Genomic DNA, 18,066 nt, shown 5'->3' on the forward strand with positions numbered 1-18,066 from the left:
TCATGCTCCCTTCACTGCGGTGCGAACCAGGACGACCTGTCCGCGGGGGCCGGGGACGGCGCCCTTGATCAGCAGCAGGTTCTTCTCCACGTCGATGCCGTGGAGGGTGAGGTTCTGGGTGGTCTGGCGAACGGCGCCCATGCGGCCCGGCAGGCGCTGGCCCTTGAAGACGCGGCCCGGGGTGGAGGCGCCACCGACGGAGCCCGGCTTGCGGTGGTTCTTGTGGGCACCGTGGGAGGCACCGACACCGGAGAAGCCGTGGCGCTTCATGGCACCGGCGAAGCCCTTGCCCTTGGTGGTGCCCACGACGTCGACCTTCTGGCCGGCCTCGAAGACCTCGACGGTGAGATCCTGGCCGAGGGTGTACTCGGCGGTGTCTGCGGTGCGCAGCTCGACCACGTGGCGGCGCGGGGTGACCCCGGCCTTCTCGAAGTGGCCGGCCAGCGGCTTGGTCACCTTGCGCGGATCGATCTGCCCGTAGGCGATCTGGACGGCGGCGTAGCCGTCCGCATCCTCATTGCGCAGCTGGGTGACGACGTTCGGTTCTGCCTGCACGACGGTGACGGGGATGAGCTTGTTGTCGGCATCCCACACCTGGGTCATGCCGAGCTTCGTGCCCAGCAGGCCCTTGACGTTACGCGTGATGGTCATAGTTTCTCAGCACCTCCCTCTCAGAGCTTGATTTCGATGTTGACGTCGGCCGGAAGGTCGAGGCGCATGAGCGAGTCCACGGCCTTCGGCGTCGGATCGATGATGTCGATCAGCCGCTTGTGCGTGCGCATCTCGAAGTGCTCGCGGCTGTCCTTGTACTTGTGGGGAGAGCGGATCACGACGTACACGTTCTTCTCAGTCGGCAGCGGCACCGGGCCCACCACCGTTGCGCCTGCGCGCGTGACCGTGTCGACGATCTTCCGAGCCGAAGTATCGATGACCTCGTGGTCATACGACTTCAGCCGGATGCGGATTTTCTGTCCCGCCATGGCGTCATGCCTCTTTCGTACTTGTTGTCCGTACCTGTCCCTGTGTGCAACGGGCCCGGCGAACCGGTCCCGCGCTTCTTGTTCACCCGCACAGGCCGAATCCGGAGAACCGGGTTCCTCGCCCTGCCAGGACATCGACCCACGCGGTCGGGCGTGTCGTACTCTGCTCCGCAGTCACGGGCAGGCGCACGCATACGCCGATCCAACAGTGGGGATGGTGTTGTATTTGGTCCCGGGCGGCGATGCTGGTGACAGCCCCGCGCACGCCCAGACGCTTGAGCAACTGATCCAGTATGACAGATCAGCGCTCGAGTCGCGAATTCACCCCGGGATGGGGCCGTTCACCCTAGCCGAACCACTGGTCCGGCGGGCCTGCCTGCAGCAGGAGCAGGAAGACCGCGCCCACGACGGCGAGGGTCACCACCGCGGCCAGGACCACGTTGCGCAGCACCCACGCCTCGAGGCGCTCCCAGAACCCGCGCGGCGCCTCGGCCGGACGGCCGGGGGCGCCGGCCAGCCGCCACGTGGCGTCCGGCTCGCCCCGCCGGGCCAGGTGGCGTTCGAAGGGCAGCGTGGCGAAGGGCACCACGGCGAGCACGACGGCGGCGATGCCCCGCCCGGCGCTCCAGCGCTGGTTGATCCATACGCCCACGGACACGACGGCGTAGCAGAGGAAGACGAAGCCGTGCAGGCCACCGGCGAGGGGCATCAGGGCCTCGGTGGTGCCGGTGTACTTGAGGATCATCGCCAGGATCAGCAGCGCCCAGGTGAACATCTCGGCCGTGGCGAAGGTGCGGTACAGGGCGTGGGGGCCGGGCATGATCGTGCCGCTGGTACGAGCGGTCGCGGAGCTGGTCGTCGCCACGGGTCAGGTCCCGTTGTCGTTCGCGCGCTTGATGCGCTTGGCGCGGTCGATCTCGCGGCCGAACGTCCGGCGCAGCCGCACGACGGCGAAGACCGCGGCCGCGATGATGACCAGGGCGATGAGGAACTCCATGCCCCCAGCCTACCGGTCCGCGTACCCGCGCTCCGCGTCCCGCCCCCTCCCCCGCCGCCGCAACTGCCAGACCGCCAGCACGATGAGGGCCGCGCCCAGCAGCGCCAGGTACACGTAGGTGTACTCCCGCAGGTACCAGAGCACGGACAGCGCGACGCCGGCCGCGCCCCACCACGCGAGCACCTGGAGCCGCTGGACCAGGCCGAGGACCACCAGCGCCCCGAAGCCCGCCAGGACGACCAGCTGCATCAGGGAGGTTCCCTCGGCGGGCACGGTGAACGCGGCGAGGGTGAACACGGCGGCCGCCGCTACGTGGAAGGCGAGCCGGCGCTCCGGCCGCGGTCCCGCGCCGGACCGGTGGCCGTGCCGCCCGTATCCATGCCACAGCCCCAGCGCGACCAGCAGGACCACCAGCACCTGCACCGTCCACCACAGTGCCCGGCCGCTGTGCTCCGGGTCCGCGGTCTGCCACCAGGCCCGGGCGGCGGCCGCGTAGGAGACGAGCACGGCGACGTCCCGTCCGTTCAGCACCCACGACGCGCGGGCGGCGTCCTGCGACGGGGGCCCGCGCCACAGCAGCGTCCGCCCGCCGGCATCGACCGCGAGCCAGCACGCGCCCGTGAGCAGCGCGCAGCTCACCCAGACGACGGCGTCCTCCGGCAGGCCGGCGTGCAGCGGGGTCCGCAGCAGGGACACCGTGGCCAGGACGAGGGCCACGGCCAGGCCGCCCTGCCACAACGCCGCCGGCCGGAACCGGGCGGCACGAGGGAGGCGCTCCCCCGCACCCGGGGCGAGGGCGGCGGCGTCCAGCCGCGCCCACAGTCCCAGGACCCCGGCCGAGAGCACCGCGACGACCGGCAGCTGCCACGCCTCGTCGGGGGCCCAGAGGCCGCGGTCCCGCCACCACTGGAGCAGCAGCACGGCGGAGACGGGGACCGCCACCACCGTCCCCGTGACCAGGGCGGGGATCCCGCGGGTGCGGGCGAGGAGGTAACACACCAGGGCCGCGGTCGCGGCCGTGATGCCGAGGACCCCGGGGTGCGGGCCCCGGTCCGGCCCGGCGACCGACCCGACCAGGACGGCCGCGAGCCACAGCACGCCGAGGGCGACCGGCCGGAAGGCGTCCAGGTCGGCCACCCCGCGCCCTGGGCTCTCTCGCGTTCCGGCCACGGACGCGGCGATCTCCCACCCGGCCACCGCGAGGGCGAGGATCACCAGCAGGGCCGAGGCGACGGATGCCGGGACCAGGGGGTCCGGGAGCCATCCGCCCTCCAGCCGCAGGACCGGCGAGGCCGGCAGCACCAGGGCGAGGGCACCCGCGAGCACGGCCCAGTGGCCGCCTCGGTCGGTGCGCAGGACCAGCCCCGCCCCGATCACCGAGGCGGCGATGATCATCAGCGCCGCCCGGTCCGCGCCGACGGTCACCTCCAGGAGCCACAGCACGCCCAGTGCCGCGGTGACCACCCAGGACGGTGCGATTCCGGACCCCAGGCCCTCCAGGCGCCCGGCGAGCCGGGACCGGACCGCCAGCCCGGTGAGCAGGGTGACCGCCGCCGCGGAGCGCACGGCGGATCCGTCTCCGCCGAGGTGGCCGACGACGTCGGCCACCAGCACGGCGGAGCCGGCCTGTCCGAGCAGCAGCAGGGAGGCCCGCACGGCCCGCGGCAACCGGTCCCGGGTCAGGACCGCGGCGGCGACCAGCCACGCGGTCAGTGCGGTCAGGGCGATGTCGGCGTGCCAGGCCCACGCCGCGCCGGCCAGCAGGATGAGCGTGCCCGTCAGGACGGTGCCCGTCACGGCCAGCACCGCGATCCGTTCACCGGCCCCCGACGGCCGGCCGGCCAGCCACCACAGCCCGAGGCCACCGGTCACCACGAGCACCGTGTACCAGCCGGCCACGGCGTCCGCGCTGCCCAACAGGGCCAGGGACAGCACGGAGGCCACGGACCAGGCGAGGGGCGGTATCACCGCGGGGACGCCGCCCGTGGCGGGACGCTGCACCAGCGCGGTGGCGGTCCCCCAGGCCAGAGCCGCCAGCCCGGCCACCACGGACGGATCCCAGCCCGCGGGCGGCACCCAGCGCTCCGCGAGCAGGTACACCAGGGCCACCGCGGCCAGGGCGGCACCGTGCGGGGCTACCAGCCCGTCCCAGCGCGCCGCCCGATCGGCGCCGCGACGCAGCGCAGCGGTGATCACCAGCTGGACCACGATGACGACCCCGAGGCAGGCCTCCCCCAGCCACGGACCGGGTCCGTCACCGGCCACCGCCGCCAGGCCCAGTACCGCCGGGACCAGGGACAGCGGGGTGGCGGCCTGCCAGCCGAGCCCGGCGGCCAGGTCGGACGTGGCGCGGACCGAGGCCACGGCGAGCACCGCCGTCGTGAGCACGAGGACGGCCAGCGCCCAGCTGAACCCCTCGACCAGCCAGGGGCCCTCCGCGTCGAACAGCGCACCGGCCTGGACCGCGGCGGTCAGGATCCACGCCGCCACGAGGACACCGACCCGGTCCCCGTGCCCGGCCGGCCCGGCCGGCAGGAACCCGCCGTGTCCGCGCCCGAACCACGTCAGCGGCACCTGGAGGCAGAGGCCGGTCACCAGCGCGGTGAGCGTGACGGGAAGCGGCCAGTCCAGCATCGCGGCCCAGGCGGCCAGGGCCAGCAGGAACCCGGCACGGACGGCGTAGCAGGACGCCAGCCGGAAGCGCCGTGGACCGATGACCGCGACCGTCGCGTAGTAGGCGGTGGCGGCGAGCAGCAACAGGAACATCTGCACCGGCTCCACCCACAGCCCCACGGTGACGGCCGCCAGCACCGCGCCCGGGGTGATCCACTGGTGCGTGCGGGCGATCGCCGTCCGGTACGGTCCGGGCAGCCGGCGGTCACGCCGGGTTGCCGCGGCTCCGGGGTCCGCGCTCAGCCAGGCCATCAGCACCGCCAGCCCGATCCAGGCGATGAGTGCCCAGGCCATCCCCCGTTGGACCACCGCGCCCGAGGCCATGACGGTGGAGAGCAGGAAGGGCACCGTGAGGTACGCGACGACCGCGCTGTCGAGCCGGACGGCGGCCACCGCGAACAGGACGGTGCCCAGCACGGAGGTGATCAGCCAGGACCGGGCGGGATCGTCCAGGACGAGCACGTCGAGCGCCACGCCGAGCACCGGCACCAGGGCCAGCCCCGTGCCCGTGAAGGCCACGGCCGCCGGGCGGAGCGTCCGGCTCACCACGTGCACCACCAGTCCCCCGGCGTAGAACAGCCCCACCACGACGGCCAGCCCGGACACGCGGGCCGTCACCGGCAGTGCGGCCCCGATGAACAGCGACGCGGCGGCCACCAGCAGCAGGCAGGCGGTGTAGAGGGTGATGTTGACGTTGCGCCGATCCCGCCGCTCCTTCTCAGCGGCCAGCTCCTCGGCCGTGGGCCGCGGGGGCTGGGGCTGAAGGTGGGACTGGGGCTCGGGCTGGGGCTGGGGCTGGGGCCGTGAGACGAGTACCGGAGCGGGCGGTGGCGGGAGTGGCGCCGGTGCGGGCGACGGCGGTGCGGGATGTGGTCCGGCGGGCACCGGTGGGGTGGGCTGCGCGCCCCTGGCGGCGGCCGCGCCGGCGTCGTACCCCTGTTGCCAGGCGCGGGCCAGGTCCTCACGGCCGATCGCCGGCGCACCGGGCACGGGCTCCCCGGGGCGCCGCCTCGCGGCGCGCGACCGCGCGACGACGTACCCCAGGGCGGCTCCCAGCGCGATCCCCAGGATCAGCACGATGACGATCCCCACCCCGTCAGCGTAGGCCAGCGCGCCGGGTCAGGCGGGAGTTGTCCCCAGGACCCCGGTTAACGCGGAGACCCCCTCCGGCCGAAGCCGAAGGGGGTCGTCGCTGTGCGGTACGTCAGATCACTTGAGGATCTTGGTGACGCGGCCGGAGCCCACGGTGCGGCCACCCTCACGGATGGCGAAGCCGAGGCCCTCCTCCATGGCGATCGGCTGGATCAGCGCGACCGTCATCTCGGTGGTGTCGCCGGGCATGACCATCTCGGTGCCCTCGGGCAGCGTGATGACGCCGGTGACGTCGGTGGTCCGGAAGTAGAACTGCGGACGGTAGTTCGAGTAGAACGGGTTGTGGCGGCCGCCCTCGTCCTTGGACAGGATGTAGACGTTGCCCTCGAAGTCGGTGTGCGGGGTGATGGAGCCCGGGGCCACGACGACCTGGCCGCGCTCCACGTCCTCGCGCTTCAGGCCACGCAGCAGCAGGCCACAGTTCTCGCCGGCCCAGGCCTCGTCGAGCTGCTTGTGGAACATCTCGATACCGGTGACCGTGGTCTTCTGCAGGTCGCGGATGCCCACGATCTCGACCTCGGAGTTGATCTTCAGGGTGCCGCGCTCGGCGCGACCGGTCACCACGGTGCCACGACCGGTGATGGTGAAGACGTCCTCGATCGGCATCAGGAACGGCTTGTCCTTGTCGCGGACCGGGTCCGGGATGTAGGAGTCCACGGCGTCCATCAGGTCCTCGACGGACTTGACCCACTTCGGGTCACCCTCGAGGGCCTTCAGGCCGGAGGTGCGGATGACCGGAGCGTCGTCACCGTCGAAGCCCTGGGAGGACAGCAGTTCGCGGACCTCCATCTCGACGAGCTCCAGGAGCTCCTCGTCCTCGACCATGTCGGACTTGTTCAGGGCGACCAGCAGGGCCGGCACGCCGACCTGGCGGGCCAGCAGAACGTGCTCGCGGGTCTGGGCCATCGGGCCGTCGGTGGCGGCGACCACGAGGATGGCGCCGTCCATCTGGGCAGCACCGGTGATCATGTTCTTGATGTAGTCGGCGTGACCGGGGGCGTCGACGTGGGCGTAGTGACGCTTCTCGGTCTGGTACTCCACGTGGGAGATGTTGATGGTGATGCCGCGCTGACGCTCTTCCGGCGCGGAGTCAATGGTCGCGAAGTCGCGCTGCTCGTTGAGGTCCGGGTACTTGTCGTACAGGACCTTCGAGATCGCGGCCGTCAGCGTGGTCTTGCCGTGGTCGACGTGGCCGATGGTACCGACGTTGACGTGCGGCTTGGACCGCTCGAACTTTGCCTTCGACACAGGTTCCTCCTAGAACTGTTCATCTGAAGAGACTTCTCAGCCGCGGGTGGCGTGCTGACAACTTGGAAAAGTCTACTTCGATCTGGCTGATGGTGATAAATCCTCCGGCTTACGTCAGGACCGGTCCTGGATCAGGCCACCCGGACCGCCTTTTCCGCGGACCGGACCTTCCGTCCTGTGGTGGCTACCGGCCTCCGGAGTGCGGCCGGGCCACCTGTCCGGGTCCGTGGCGGGATCCTCGCGGATCCCGCCACGTCACCGGACAAGTGTGGTGCTAGAGAACGGGGCTCACTCGCCGCTGTTCTTCTGGATGATCTCGTCCGCCACGGCCTTCGGGACCTCGGCGTAGGAGTCGAACGTCATCGAGTACACGGCGCGGCCCTGGGTCTTGGACCGCAGGTCGCCGATGTAGCCGAACATCTCGGACAGCGGCACGCCGGCCTTGATGACCTTCACGCCCTGGGCGTCCTCCATGGACTGGATCGCGCCACGGCGGGAGTTCAGGTCGCCGATGACGTCGCCCATGTACTCCTCCGGGGTGCGGACCTCCACGGACATCAGGGGCTCGAGCAGGACCGGGTTGGCCTTGCGGATGCCCTCCTTGAAGACCATCGAACCGGCGATCTTGAACGCCATCTCCGAGGAGTCGACGTCGTGGTACGCGCCGTCGAGCAGGGTGGCCTTCACGCCGACCATCGGGTACCCGGCCAGCACGCCCAGCTGCATGGCGTCCTGGATCCCGGCGTCCACCGACGGGATGTACTCGCGCGGGATGCGGCCACCGGTGACGGCGTTCTCGAACTCGTAGAACTCGCCCTCGGAGGTGTCCATCGGCTCGAAGGACACCTGCACCTTGGCGAACTGACCCGAACCACCGGTCTGCTTCTTGTGCGTGTAGTCGACCTTGTCGACCTTCTTCTTGATGGTCTCGCGGTAGGCCACCTGCGGCTTGCCGACGTTGGCCTCGACGCGGAACTCGCGCTTCATGCGGTCCACGAGGATGTCCAGGTGCAGCTCGCCCATGCCGCCGATGACGGTCTGGCCGGTCTCCTCGTCGAGGTGCACGGTGAACGTGGGGTCCTCGGCGGAGAGCTTCTGGATGGCGGTGGAGAGCTTCTCCTGGTCGCCCTTCGTCTTCGGCTCGACGGCCACGGAGATCACGGGCTCCGGGAAGGTCATCGACTCGAGGATGATCGGGTTGGCCGGGTCGCAGAGGGTGTCACCGGTGGTGGAGTCCTTCAGGCCGACGACCGCGTAGATGTGGCCGGCGGTCATCTCCTCGACCGGGTTCTCCTTGTTGGCGTGCATCTGGAACAGCTTGCCGATGCGCTCCTTCTTGCCCTTGGTGGTGTTCTGCACCGGGGAGCCCGCGGAGAGCTTGCCGGAGTAGACGCGCACGTAGGTCAGCTGGCCGAAGAACGGGTGTGCGGCGATCTTGAAGGCCAGGGCGGAGAACGGGGCGTCCAGGGCCGGCTCGCGGGTCATCTCCTGCTCCTCGTCACCGACGGCGTGGCCCTTGATGGCCCCGGCGTCCAGCGGGTTCGGCAGGTAGGACACGACGGCGTCCAGCATCGGCTGCACGCCGCGGTTCTTGAACGCGGAGCCGCAGAAGACCGGGTAGGCCTCGGCGTTGATCGTCAGCTGGCGCACGCCGGCCTGGATCTCCTCGAGGGTGAGCTCCTCGCCCTCGAGGTACTTCTCCATGAGCTCCTCGGAGGTCTCGGCGACGGCCTCGACGAGCTCGGCACGGTACTGCTCGGCCTTCTCCTGGAGGTCGGCCGGGATGTCCACGGTCTGGTAGGCGGCACCCATGGTGACGTCACCCTTGGCATCGCCCTCCCACACGAGGGCCTTCATGGTCAGCAGGTCCACGACGCCGACGAACTCGGACTCGGAGCCGATCGGCAGCTGCATCACCAGCGGCTTGGCGCCCAGGCGGTTGATGATGGTGTCGACGGTGAAGTAGAAGTCGGCGCCCAGCTTGTCCATCTTGTTGACGAAGCAGATACGCGGGACGTTGTACTTGTCGGCCTGGCGCCACACGGTCTCGGACTGGGGCTCCACGCCCTCCTTGCCGTCGAAGACGGCGACGGCGCCGTCGAGCACGCGCAGGGAGCGCTCCACCTCGACGGTGAAGTCCACGTGGCCCGGGGTGTCGATGATGTTGATCTGGTTGTTGTTCCAGAAGCAGGTCACCGCGGCGGAGGTGATGGTGATGCCGCGTTCCTTCTCCTGCTCCATCCAGTCAGTGGTGGAGGCACCGTCGTGGGTCTCGCCCAGCTTGTGGCTGACGCCCGTGTAGAACAGGATGCGCTCGGTGGTGGTGGTCTTGCCGGCATCGATGTGAGCCATGATGCCGATGTTGCGGACCTTGGTGAGGTCGGTCAGCACGTCCTGTGCCACGGTGTCTCCCTTGGGTTTGGTGTGTGGGTCCAGTGCTGCTGGGCGGCACGGCGCCCGGAAACCATACTGCTACGGTTCCCGGGCGCTCGTGACTCACCAGCGGTAGTGGGCGAAGGCCTTGTTCGACTCGGCCATCTTGTGGGTGTCCTCGCGGCGCTTGACCGCGGCACCCAGGCCGTTCGAGGCATCGAGGATCTCGTTCATGAGACGCTCGGTCATCGTCTTCTCGCGGCGAGCCTTGGAGTAGCCCACCAGCCAGCGCAGGGCCAGGGCGGTCGCGCGGCCGGGCTTGACCTCGACCGGGACCTGGTAGGTGGCGCCACCGACGCGGCGGGACTTCACCTCGAGGGCCGGGCGGACGTTGTCCATGGCCTTCTTGAGGGTGGTCACCGGATCGGTGCCGCTCTTCTCACGCGTACCCTCGAGGGCACCGTAGACGATGTGCTCGGCAGTGGACTTCTTGCCGTCCACGAGCACCTTGTTGATCAGCTGGGTGACCAGCGGGGACCCGTAGACGGGGTCGACGACGAGGGGGCGCTTCGGCGCGGGGCCCTTACGTGGCATTACTTCTTCTCCTTCTTCGCGCCGTAGCGGCTGCGGGCCTGGCCGCGGCCCTTGACGCCCTGGGTGTCGAGGGCGCCGCGAACGATCTTGTAGCGGACACCCGGGAGGTCCTTCACGCCGCCACCGCGCACGAGCACGATGGAGTGCTCCTGCAGGTTGTGGCCCTCACCCGGGATGTAGGCCGTGACCTCGACGCCGCCGTTGAGGCGGACACGGGCGACCTTGCGCAGGGCGGAGTTCGGCTTCTTCGGGGTGGTGGTGTACACGCGGGTGCACACGCCACGACGCATGGGGTTGCCCCGCAGTGCGGGGGAATCGGTCTTCTTGACCTTCGGTGAGCGGCCCTTGCGGACCAGCTGCTGAATCGTAGGCACTCTTGGTCTCTCCGTAGTGTTGGCTTCCAGTCCGGCGGGCGTACAGGACATCGCCCGCGTCAACCAGGACTGCTTGGTGGTCGTTTCTTACGCACCCAGGGGGTTCAACGAGAACGACCGTAGGCGTGCAAAAGTGTGGCATTCGCTGCGCAAGAAACCCGCAGCCCGGACCGTGTCCCTCGTGCCACACAAAACAATTGAGTAAAGACTACCACCCAGCGCAACGTGCGGTGAAATCAGGACTGCGGAGGGTACTGGCGGAAGGCCCGCAGGCTGTTGAGCTCCGCCAGCCGCAGTCCGGCCAGGCGGCGCAGGTCCGCGTCCGCGCGGTACTCGAAGGGCCGGATGACGCGGCCGGCCCGGGCGGCGCGGCGGATCGCCTCGCGCTGTTCCGCCGAGGCGTGACGGCGCACGAGCGACAGCGGGACGGTGGTGGTCAGCACCGGGCCGTCCGTGCTCACCCGTCCCGCGGCCGGCGCCGGCCCCCCGACGGCGTCCGCCACCTCCGGCAGGTACTCCGTCAGCAGGTACGGGGCCGGGTTGGCCCCGGCGCCGGTCAGGTAGTAGTGGTTGCGTCCCAGCCGTGGGTTCATCTCCAGGAACTGGGCCCGGTCGTCCCGCGGGTCGACCTTGATGTCGAACATCGCGAAGCCGCGCCAGTCCAGCGCCTCCAGCAGCGCGGTCCCCTGGCGGGCCACGGTCTCGTGCTCCCCGGCCAGCACCGCGCGGGCGTTGCCCTCGGTCCCCGGGGCGTGGTCCTCCACGATCACCTCGCCGTAGGACACCAGGCGGGTGGTCCCGGTGCCGTCCCGGAAGAAGGTGGCGATGCCCAGTTGCGAGTCCGGGCCCGGGACGAGCTCCTGCACGATCAGCGAGCCGCGGTAGCCGGCCCCGCTGGCCCGGCCGATCAGCTCACCCAGCTCCTCGGCCCCGTGCACCACGTGCACCTTGCGCCGCCCGGTGAAGCGCACGTCCGCCCAGGCCCCGCCGTCCCCGGCCTTGAGGATCACCGGGAACGCCGGCCCGTCCTCCCCCAGCCCCGCCAGGAACCCGGCGAGGGCGGCGGGCGTGTGGGAGCCGGCGTCGTAGGCGGCGGTGCGCGGGTACGGGACGCCGAGCTGATCGCAGAGGGCGTAGAAGTTCTCCTTCAGCGCGGCCGCGTCCAGCGCTGCCTCGTCCGGGTAGGGCACCGTGTAACCGCGGGACTCCAGGGTGTCCCGGTGGCGGGCGGCGAAGCGCACGAGGTGGTCGTAGCTGGCCAGCAGCAGCAGCGGCCGGCCGGGCACGCGGCCGTTCAGCTCGTCCGCCACGGCCAGCAGCGCCTCCAGGACCGGGCCCTCCTCGGTCATCGGCCCGGCGGGGAACGCCTCCAGGATGCGCGAGTGCCGCAGGTTGCGGTTCACCGCGGTGGGGACCACGGCCGAGACGACCCCGTAGGCCTCGTGGAACTCCCGCGCCAGGGAGTAGGCCCCCACGTCGCCTCCGGTGATGACAGGGACGAAGGACTGCTCGGCGGGAACCATCATGGGCCCCAGCCTACCGGCGGACCCGGCTCGTCATGCCGTTCGCGCTATGGTGATGGGCGTGCCAGAGACCGATCCCCAGCCCCGTGCCCTGACCGTCCGCCGCATCACCACCCAGGAGCATGGGCGGTTCCTGGCGGAGCACGCGGAGTCCTCCTTCCTGCAGAACCCCCACTGGCCGGACGTCAAGGTCGACTGGCGCGGCGAGTCCGTGGGCCTGTTCGACGGGGACATGCTGCGCGCCGCCGCCCTCGTGCTGTTCCGCCGGCTGCCCGTGCCGGTGCCGGTGCTGCGGAACCGCAGCCTGGCGTACATCGCCGAGGGCCCGGTGTTCGACCGGACGCAGGTGCACCTGGAGTCGGTGCTGACCCCGCTCGTGCAGTACCTGAAGTCCCGCGGGGCGTTCCTGGTGCGCGTCGGGCTGCCCGGCGTCGTGCGCCGGTGGGACGGTTCCGAGGTGCGCAAGGCCCTGGCGACCGGGCAGACGGCGTCCGTCACGGACCTGGAGCCACTGCACACCGCCCCCGAGGCCGACGACGTCCGCGCCCGCCTGCAGGCGCTGGGCTGGCAGGCCCCGAGCGAGAGCGAGTCCTTCGAGGCCGGCCAGCCGCAGTTCCAGGCGCGCATCCCGCTGCATCCGGAGCTGTACGGCACCGAGCCGGTCAGCCCGGCCAAGGGCCAGGACCCCGAGGACCCCGCCGTGACCGCCGCCCTGAACCGGATGGACTCCACGTCCCGGCGCCAGACCCGCAAGTCCACCCGCTCCGAGCTGACCGTCACCGTGGGCACCGAGGCCGACCTGCCGGCCTGGCAGGCGCTCTACGAGGAGACCGCGCGGCGCGACGGGTTCACCGGCCGGCCGCTGGCCTACTTCCAGCGCATGTTCACCGCCCTGAACTCCTCCCCGGGCAGCGCCTGCACCCTCTACCTGGCCCACTACGGCGAGCAGCTGCTGGCCGCGGCCATCTACGTGCGGCAGGGCACCTTCGGCTGGTACGTCTACGGTGCCTCGTCCGCCGAGGAGCGCAAGCGCTACGCGCCGCGGGCGCTGCAGCTGCGCCAGATCGAGGACTCGCTGGCCGCCGGGTGCACCTGGTACGACCTCGGCGGGATGAGCCCGTCGCTGGACCCCGAGTACGAACTGGCCGGGCTGACGCGGTTCAAGACCACCATGGGGGCCGACGTCGTGCAGACCTACGGCGAGTGGGACTACCCCGTCAACCGGCTGCTGGCCCAGGGCTTCGCCCTCTACATGGCGCGCCGGGGCTAAGTCGCTGAGTCGCTAAGACGGCGGGCTAGTGCCCGAACTCCTCCGGGTCCGCGCGGTTCGCCGACCGCCCGCCGGACTCGCTGACGTCCAGGGCGTCGATCGCCGCCTGGTCCTCGGGGCCCAGCGCGAAGGAGAACACGTCCAGGTTCTCCCGCTGGCGCTGCGGGTCCGCGGACTTGGGGATGGCGATCCGGCCCTGCTGCACGTGCCAGCGCAGCACCACCTGCGCGGGGGTGCGGCCCAGCCGGGCGGCGATACCGGTGATCACCGGGTTCCGCAACAGCCCGCTCCCCCGCCCGATCGGCGTGTAGGCCGCCGTCAGCACGCCGGCCGCGGTGTTCGCCTCCTGGACCGGCCGCTGGGCGTCCTCCGGTTCGCAGTAGACCTGGTTGACCGCCGGGACCAGTCCGGCATCGAGGACCGCCTGCAGGTGGGACGGGGCGAAGTTCGACACGCCCCAGGACCGGATCAGCCCGCTCCCCACGAGTGAGGCCAGCGACTCGCACGCCTGCACGTACCGGCCCTGGTCCGGGTTCGGCCAGTGCACCAGGAACAGGTCGAAGTACTCCAGGCCCGCGCGCTCCAGCCCGGCCTCCAGCGCGGTCCGCACCACGTCCGGTCCGCCGTGCCACCGCCGGTTGAACTTGGAGGTGACGAACACGTCCTGCCGCGGGATCCCGGAACCGGTGACGGCCCGGCCCACCGCGTCCTCGTTGGCGTAGTTCTCCGCGGTGTCCACGTGTCGGTAGCCCGCCTCCAGGGCCGAGGCCACGGCGCGCTCGCACTCGGCACCGGTCATCGGCCAGGTGCCCAGGCCGATCATCGGGATCGGCACGTCGTCCACGTTGGTGCCCTCGAGCAGGGCGTAGCGCTGACTGGTCATGGGGCCACCTTAACGCACGGGCGGCACCTCCCCGCGAGGGAAGGTGCCGCCCGTGCGTTACTGGTGGATCAGCGGATCAGCCGCGGTAGTCCGTGCCGTAGTCGTCCAGCGAGATCGCGTGGAACTCCGGCGTGGACGAGGAGTCCAGCCCCGGGTAGTCGAAGTCCGCGAAGCCGGCCGGGCCGGTGAACAGGTTGGCCTTGGCCTCCTCCGTGGGCTCGACGTTGACCTGGGTGTACCGGTCCAGGCCGGTGCCGGCCGGGATCAGCTTGCCGATGATCACGTTCTCCTTCAGGCCCAGCAGCGGGTCCGACTTGCCCTCCATGGCCGCCTGGGTCAGCACCCGGGTGGTCTCCTGGAAGGACGCGGCGGACAGCCACGAGTCGGTGGCGAGCGAGGCCTTGGTGATGCCCATCAGCTCGTCACGGCCCGAGGCCGGCTGACGGCCCTCCGCCACGGCCTTGCGGTTCGCGGCGGTGAAGCGGGCGCGGTCGGTCAGCTCACCCGGCAGCAGGTCGGTGTCACCCGACTCGATGACGGTGATCCGGCGCAGCATCTGCCGCACGATGACCTCCACGTGCTTGTCGTGGATGCCCACGCCCTGGGACTGGTACACGTCCTGGACCTCCTGGACCAGGAACTTCTGGGCGGCCCGGGGACCGAGCACGCGCAGCACCTGCTTCGGGTCCACGGCACCGGCCACCAGCTGGGTGCCCACGGCCACGTGCTCGCCGTCGGCCACCAGCAGGCGCGCGCGGCGCAGCACCGGGTAGGCGATCTCCTCGGAGCCGTCGTCCGGGGTGAGCACCAGCCGCAGCTGCTTCTCGCTGTCCTCGATGGTCACGCGGCCGGCGACCTCGGAGATCGGCGCCACGCCCTTCGGGGTACGGGCCTCGAAGAGCTCCTGGATACGGGGCAGACCCTGGGTGATGTCGTCCGCGGAGGCCACACCACCGGTGTGGAAGGTCCGCATGGTGAGCTGGGTGCCCGGCTCACCGATGGACTGGGCCGCGATGATGCCGACGGCCTCACCGATGTCCACCAACTGACCGGTGGCCATGGAGCGGCCGTAGCACTTCGCGCAGGTCCCGACGGCGGACTCGCAGGTGAGCACGGAGCGCACCTTGATCTCGGTGATGCCCGCGGCGATGAACGCGTCGATGGCGACGTCACCGATGGCCTCGCCGGCGTGGCCCAGGACGGTGCCGTCCTCGGCCTCGACGTCGACCGCCAGGGTCCGGGCGAACGAGGAGTTCTCCACGGTCTCGTGGCGGACCAGCTCGCCGTCGGCGTTCGGCACGCCGATGACCTCGGTCAGGCCGCGCTCGGTGCCGCAGTCCTCCTCGCGGACGATGACGTCCTGGGAGACGTCCACCAGACGACGGGTCAGGTACCCCGAGTTGGCGGTCTTCAGCGCGGTGTCCGCGAGGCCCTTGCGGGCACCGTGGGTCGCGATGAAGTACTCCAGCACGGACAGGCCCTCACGGTAGGAGGACTTGATCGGGCGCGGGATGATCTCACCCTTCGGGTTGGCCACCAGGCCGCGGATGCCGGCGATCTGCCGGACCTGCAGCCAGTTACCACGGGCGCCGGAGGACACCATGCGGTTGATGGTGTTCAGCTTCGGCAGCCCCGCCTGCATGGCGGCGGCGACCTCGTCGGTGGCCTTGTTCCAGACGTCGATGAGCTCGGAACGACGCTCCTCGTCCGCGATGAGGCCCTTGTCGTACTGGGCCTGGACCTTGAGTGCCTGGTCCTCGTAGCCCTCCATGATGGAGGCCTTGTCGAACTCCGAGGTGATGTCGGAGATCGCCACGGTCACGCCGGACCAGGTGCCCCAGTAGAAGCCGGCGTCCTTGAGGTTGTCCAGGGTCGCGGCGGTCTGCACCATCGGGTAGCGCTCGGCGAGGTCGTTGACCAGGGCGCCGAGGCTGCCCTTGGTGGCCTGGGTCTCCAGCCACGGGTAGTCGACCGGGAGCAGCTCGTTGAACAGCACCTTGCCCAGCGTGGTGTCCAGGACGGCGCGCTGGCCCTCCTCCCAGCCCTCGGGGGCCGGGACCTGGGCCGACGGCACGAATCCGTCCACCGCGATCTTGACCGGGGCGTTCAGGTGCAGCGCGCCGGCGTCGAACGCCATGATGGCCTCGGCCACCGAGGAGTAGGCCTCCCCGGCCCCGGCCTCGTCCTCACGCACGGTGGTGAGGTGGTTGAGGCCGATGATCATGTCCTGGGCCGGGACGGCCACGGCGCGGCCGTCGGAGGGCTTCAGGATGTTGTGGCTGGAGAGCATCAGCAACCGCGCCTCGGCCTGGGCCTCGGGGCTCAGCGGCAGGTGCACGGCCATCTGGTCACCGTCGAAGTCGGCGTTGAACGCGCCGCAGACGAGCGGGTGCAGCTGCAGGGCCTTGCCCTCCACCAGCATCGGCTCGAAGGCCTGGATGCCGAGGCGGTGCAGGGTGGGTGCGCGGTTCAGCAGCACCGGGTGCTCGGTGATGACCTCTTCCAGCACGTCCCAGACCTGCGGGCGGAAGCGCTCCACCATCCGCTTGGCGGACTTGATGTTCTGGGCGTGGTTGAGGTCCACCAGCCGCTTCATGACGAAGGGCTTGAACAGCTCCAGCGCCATCTGCTTCGGCAGGCCGCACTGGTGCAGCTTCAGCTGCGGGCCGACCACGATCACGGAACGACCGGAGTAGTCCACGCGCTTGCCGAGCAGGTTCTGGCGGAACCGGCCCTGCTTGCCCTTGAGCATGTCGGACAGCGACTTCAGCGGACGGTTGCCCGGTCCGGTGACCGGACGGCCGCGGCGGCCGTTGTCGAACAGCGAGTCCACGGCCTCCTGCAGCATCCGCTTCTCGTTGTTGACGATGATCTCCGGCGCGCCCAGGTCCAGCAGTCGCTTCAGGCGGTTGTTGCGGTTGATCACGCGGCGGTACAGGTCGTTGAGGTCGGAGGTCGCGAAGCGGCCACCGTCCAGCTGCACCATCGGGCGCAGCTCCGGCGGGATCACCGGGACGGCGTCCAGGACCATGCCCAGCGGCGAGTTGTCCGTGGTCAGGAACGCGTTGACGACCTTGAGCCGCTTCAGGGCGCGGGTCTTGCGCTGGCCCTTGCCGGTCTTGATGGTCTCGCGCAGCATCTCGGACTCGGCCTCGAGGTCGAAGGTCTCCAGGCGCTTCTTGATGGACTCGGCGCCCATGGAGCCCTCGAAGTACTGGCCGTACTTGTCCCGCATGGAGCGGAACAGGCCCTCGTCGCCCTCGAGGTCGGCGACCTTGAGGTTCTTGAAGCGGTCCCAGATGCGCTCCATCCGGTCCAGCTCGGCGTCGGCCCGCTTGCGGATCTGCGCCATGGTCTTGTCCGCGGCGTCGCGCGCCTTCTTCTTCTCGGCGGCCTTGGCACCCTCGGCCTCGAGCTTGGCCAGGTCCTTCTCCAGGTCCGAGGCCACGGCGGCGATGTCCGCGTCACGCTGGTCGGCCAGGTGACGGGTCTCCTGGTCGTGCTCGGCCTGCAGGTTCGGCAGGTCGGCGTGACGGGTCTCCTCGTCCACCCACGTGATCATGTAGGCGGCGAAGTAGATGATCTTCTCGAGGTCCTTGGGGGCCAGGTCGAGCAGGTAGCCCAGCCGGGACGGGACGCCCTTGAAGTACCAGATGTGGGTCACCGGGGCGGCCAGCTCGATGTGGCCCATCCGCTCGCGGCGGACCTTGGAGCGGGTCACCTCGACGCCGCAGCGCTCGCAGATGATGCCCTTGAAGCGCACGCGCTTGTACTTGCCGCAGTAGCACTCCCAGTCACGGGTGGGGCCGAAGATCTTCTCGCAGAAGAGTCCGTCCTTCTCCGGCTTCAGGGTGCGGTAGTTGATGGTCTCGGGCTTCTTGACCTCGCCGAAGGACCAGTTGCGGATCTCGTCCGCGGTGGCCAGGCCGATGCGCATGAGGCCGAAGGATGAGTTGTCGTTGGACATGGTCCGTTGAACTCCTGATTTCTAGCGTTGAT

At 70.4% G+C, this 18,066-nt stretch carries 13 protein-coding genes; 1 reads left to right on the plus strand and 12 read right to left on the minus strand.

Annotated features, from left to right (window positions below):
- From rplC to GGQ69_RS09780, 10 genes are all read right to left on the minus strand, one after another.
- Window positions 1–651, minus strand: coding sequence for a 50S ribosomal protein L3 (gene rplC, locus GGQ69_RS09740; protein WP_183527546.1), 651 nt, complete (start codon window positions 649–651; stop codon window positions 1–3).
- A gap of 20 nt (window positions 652–671) precedes the next feature.
- Complete coding sequence (rpsJ, locus tag GGQ69_RS09745; protein WP_010145320.1) at window positions 672–980, minus strand: 30S ribosomal protein S10; 309 nt, start codon at window positions 978–980, stop codon at window positions 672–674.
- 346 nt (window positions 981–1,326) lie between these two features.
- On the minus strand, window positions 1,327–1,845 hold the full coding sequence (locus GGQ69_RS09750) for a DUF3817 domain-containing protein (protein WP_298044389.1): 519 nt from the start codon (window positions 1,843–1,845) through the stop codon (window positions 1,327–1,329).
- Window positions 1,846–1,848: 3 nt separating this feature from the next.
- Entirely contained in the window at window positions 1,849–1,977 is a 129-nt protein-coding gene (locus GGQ69_RS16515) for a hypothetical protein (RefSeq protein WP_255459469.1), read from the minus strand.
- Between the two features lie 9 nt (window positions 1,978–1,986).
- Window positions 1,987–5,742, minus strand: coding sequence for a hypothetical protein (locus GGQ69_RS09755; RefSeq protein WP_183527547.1), 3,756 nt, complete (start codon window positions 5,740–5,742; stop codon window positions 1,987–1,989).
- 117 nt (window positions 5,743–5,859) lie between these two features.
- Window positions 5,860–7,050 (minus strand): elongation factor Tu, encoded by a 1,191-nt coding sequence (gene tuf / locus GGQ69_RS09760; RefSeq protein WP_183527549.1) that lies wholly within the window; start codon window positions 7,048–7,050, stop codon window positions 5,860–5,862.
- A gap of 288 nt (window positions 7,051–7,338) precedes the next feature.
- Window positions 7,339–9,453, minus strand: a complete 2,115-nt coding sequence (gene fusA, locus GGQ69_RS09765) for an elongation factor G (RefSeq protein ID WP_183527551.1) — start codon at window positions 9,451–9,453, stop codon at window positions 7,339–7,341.
- Between the two features lie 93 nt (window positions 9,454–9,546).
- A complete protein-coding gene (rpsG, locus tag GGQ69_RS09770) occupies window positions 9,547–10,017 on the minus strand; it encodes a 30S ribosomal protein S7 (protein WP_010145325.1) in 471 nt (156 codons plus the stop codon).
- Window positions 10,017–10,391 (minus strand): 30S ribosomal protein S12, encoded by a 375-nt coding sequence (gene rpsL / locus GGQ69_RS09775; RefSeq protein WP_010145326.1) that lies wholly within the window; start codon window positions 10,389–10,391, stop codon window positions 10,017–10,019. The genes rpsG and rpsL overlap by 1 nt, the downstream gene beginning before the upstream one ends.
- Before the next feature lie 236 nt (window positions 10,392–10,627).
- The gene (locus tag GGQ69_RS09780; RefSeq protein WP_183527553.1) at window positions 10,628–11,917 is read right to left on the minus strand and encodes a carbamoyl-phosphate synthase; all 1,290 of its coding nucleotides are present in this window, start codon (window positions 11,915–11,917) and stop codon (window positions 10,628–10,630) included.
- Window positions 11,918–11,969: 52 nt separating this feature from the next.
- Between GGQ69_RS09780 and GGQ69_RS09785 the strand changes: the two genes are divergently transcribed.
- Window positions 11,970–13,184, plus strand: a complete 1,215-nt coding sequence (locus GGQ69_RS09785; protein ID WP_255459470.1) for a peptidoglycan bridge formation glycyltransferase FemA/FemB family protein — start codon at window positions 11,970–11,972, stop codon at window positions 13,182–13,184.
- Between the two features lie 25 nt (window positions 13,185–13,209).
- Here GGQ69_RS09785 and GGQ69_RS09790 read toward each other — a convergent pair whose 3' ends face one another.
- Both GGQ69_RS09790 and GGQ69_RS09795 read right to left on the minus strand, forming a co-directional pair.
- Window positions 13,210–14,067: an aldo/keto reductase gene (locus GGQ69_RS09790; RefSeq protein WP_183527564.1), complete on the minus strand. Its 858-nt coding sequence runs from the start codon at window positions 14,065–14,067 to the stop codon at window positions 13,210–13,212.
- A gap of 76 nt (window positions 14,068–14,143) precedes the next feature.
- The gene (locus tag GGQ69_RS09795) at window positions 14,144–18,034 is read right to left on the minus strand and encodes a DNA-directed RNA polymerase subunit beta' (RefSeq protein ID WP_183527566.1); all 3,891 of its coding nucleotides are present in this window, start codon (window positions 18,032–18,034) and stop codon (window positions 14,144–14,146) included.
- Window positions 18,035–18,066: the final 32 nt, after the last annotated feature.

The organism is Micrococcus sp. TA1, assembly GCF_014199555.1.
GTDB lineage: Bacteria > Actinomycetota > Actinomycetes > Actinomycetales > Micrococcaceae > Citricoccus.